Source organism: Mesorhizobium sp. WSM4935 (assembly GCF_029625735.1).
Taxonomy (GTDB): domain Bacteria; phylum Pseudomonadota; class Alphaproteobacteria; order Rhizobiales; family Rhizobiaceae; genus Mesorhizobium.
This window is the reverse complement of record NZ_JARTVR010000037.1, coordinates 1-2,649: the sequence shown is the minus strand read 5'-3', so window position 1 is coordinate 2,649 and position 2,649 is coordinate 1. Positions and strand designations below refer to the sequence as shown.

Sequence of the window (2,649 nt, the reverse complement as noted above, 5' to 3'; positions counted from 1 at the left end):
CGTCGCCGCCATCGACCAGGTGGATGCCAAGTACAACGCTCGCTGATTCAGACGAAGTTGGGGGGAAGAGCGGGGATTCTTGTTCATCCCGTTCTTCGTCGCTGTGCTCTGGACCGGTGCCCTGTCGCGTCCAACTGATCGGCGAAAGCTTGGTCAGAAGATTCTTCGGCGCCGCCAGGATATCGGGCCATCATACCTTTTGTCGGGAAGGCAACGCACCCTCACGCCAACGATTTCGTCCAAACCGTTGGTTATGACGTCTCTCGCCCTCTCCTGGTCCTTGAGCCCCGGAAGTATCTTGTCGTGATCGTGGAGGTCGGGATGACAAATCCCATCCCGCGGTCCTGCTATAACCAATGAGTTTGCACCGAAAATATGCACCTGCCTGCAGTCGTGACGGTACTTTTCGAGGCCAGCCATGGCGCGCCGTCAAATGCAAAACCGGCCGACTGAGGCCGATAGTTGTCAAAACCTTGAAACTTTGCGCCGATTTTCCCTTTAAAATCACAAGGCTAACTTTTGACGATCTTCATGTCGGCATTGGCGCGAGATCGACCAATATTCCTGTCCATGTCTGCCTCCTACTGGGAATCTCCATCTCCAATCTGGCAGACACGATCTGCGCCCACATCTCGGATCAAGTAAAGTGCTTTCGAATAGCGCGAGCGCTGCGCGTAGAACCGGGTGCATAAAAGTGTGTCTGCTTTGCGCCCCATCCAAGTCGTTCCAGCGAGCACCTGATGATCCCCAAAGGGGTCATTTGACCCGCGATCATGCTGTCCTAAGTTATCGCTCTCTGCGTTCAGCTAGGCATTCTTCATCGCATTGCAGATTTCTTCGACCAACATTGCGGCCGAGACCGAGCCCGGGTCCGGATGGCCCAGCGAGCGCTCGCCAAGGCGCGCGGCTCGGCCGATGGTTGCGACCATGTCCCGTGTCGCTTCTGCGCCCTGGCGCGCCGCGGCGACTATGGCATCGACATTCTTGCCGTTGATTGCCGCATCCGCGGCCGGCGCCCAGGCGTCGAGCATGGTCTTCTGGCCGGGTTCCGCCTTGCCACGCTGGACGATGCCGTCGCGCATCGCCGCAATGACGGTACGCAACTCGGCTCTCGGCATGGATGCGCGCGGACCTGCTGCCTTGCCGGCCCGCAGAAGGGCGGTCGCGTAGAGTGGTCCAGAGGAAGCGCCGACTGCGTTGAGAAAGCCTTTGGCAGCGGCGTTGAAGATGTCCTGCAGCGTGCCTTCGGCGGCTTGGGCCGCATCGGCCGCGGCCTTCATGCCTTGTTCCATGGCAATGCCGTGATCGGCGTCGCCGATCACTCCGTCAAGCGTGCAGAGCCTGTCGCGCTCAGTCGCCATCCGTTCCGAGAAGGCACCGAAAAGAGCTTTCAAATCCCCGGTCGTGAACTCCATCTCGCTCAGCTCCGGAACATGGCGCAGTCGCAGGGATGGTCGATCATGCGCTGCAATTCGTCATCGAGATGCATGACGGTAATCGAGGCGCCAGCCATGTCTAGCGACGTGCAGTAGGGGCCGACAAGCGTCTTGTGAATTACCAACCCGGCAGCCTTCAAGCGTTCCGCGATCCGGGCGTTCAGGATATAGAGCTCCATCAGCGGCGTCGCGCCAAGCGAGTTGACCAGCACCGCGACACGATCGCCGGCCGGCGCCATCATTTCCGCCAGGATCGCGTCCATGATTTCGTCTGCAACCTCATTGGCCGACCGCAACGGCCCGCGCCGCACGCCAGGCTCGCCATGGATGCCGATGCCGATCTCCATCTCGCCGACGGGAAGATCGAAGCTTGGCTTCCGCGTCTGCGGCAGGGAACAGGAAGAGAGCGCAACGCCCATCGTGAAGGTGCGCTCGTTGGCGCGACGGGCGACGCGTTCCACCTCGTCCAGCGGCATCATCATGTCCGCGGCTGCGCCCGTGGCCTTGAAGATGAAAACGTTGCCGGCCACGCCGCGGCGCTTTTGCCGCTGGTCGCGTGGCGCCGATGCTATGTCGTCGGTGGTCAGCACCGTGCGCGCCTCGATGCCTTCCATCTCCAGAAGCTCGGCGGCCATGTCGAAGTTCATCACGTCGCCGGCATAGTTGCCATACATGAACAGAACTCCGGCACCGCCGCTCGCGGCCACCGCCGCATCGACTGCCGGCTGCGGAGGAGGCGAGGCGAAGACGTTGCCGATCACGGCGGCATCGGCCAAGCCCTTGCCGACATAACCCACGAAGGTCGGCTCGTGGCCCGAGCCGCCGCCGATCACCAAAGCCACCTTGCCGGTCCGCGGGCCGTGCTTGGCGACCACCGAACGGGGCGCGTTGTCAGGACGCCAGAGATGCTCGGGATGCGCGGCCATGATGCCGGCCAGCATTTCGTCGACCGCCGCATTGCCGTCATTGATCAGCTTCTGCGTCAGGCTCATTCGCACCTCCCTGCATCGTCCTTGGTCGCCAGACTAGAGCAATTCCAGGAAAAGTGCGAAACGGTTTTCCGTCGGGCACTGCGTGAAAACAAAGAGATAGAGCGCTTCGCTGCGGCGTGGATCACGCTTCTCCTGGTGCCCGTTCCGGCCATGATCGCGAAGCGGGCAGTATCGGTCAGCGAGCGTTGTACTTGGCGTCCACCTGGTCGATGGCGGCGACA

At 61.5% G+C, this 2,649-nt stretch carries 3 protein-coding genes; all 3 read right to left on the bottom strand.

Annotated features, from left to right (window positions below):
- Window positions 1-806 precede the first annotated feature (806 nt).
- Window positions 807-1,415, bottom strand: a complete 609-nt coding sequence (dhaL, locus tag P9273_RS31965; protein ID WP_278052550.1) for a dihydroxyacetone kinase subunit DhaL — start codon at window positions 1,413-1,415, stop codon at window positions 807-809.
- 5 nt (window positions 1,416-1,420) lie between these two features.
- Entirely contained in the window at window positions 1,421-2,428 is a 1,008-nt protein-coding gene (locus P9273_RS31960; protein ID WP_278052549.1) for a dihydroxyacetone kinase subunit DhaK, read from the bottom strand.
- A 33-nt stretch (window positions 2,429-2,461) separates the two neighbouring features.
- Window positions 2,462-2,649 (bottom strand): hypothetical protein (locus P9273_RS31955; protein WP_442920282.1); only part of this gene is annotated, 188 nt, incomplete at its 5' end.

Excerpts from the sequence above, each read along its gene's own strand:
- dhaL (WP_278052550.1), bottom strand. The coding sequence starts at position 1,415 with ATGGAGTTCACGACCGGGGATTTGAAAGCTCTTTTCGGTGCCTTCTCG.
- P9273_RS31960 (WP_278052549.1), bottom strand. The coding sequence starts at position 2,428 with ATGAGCCTGACGCAGAAGCTGATCAATGACGGCAATGCGGCGGTCGAC.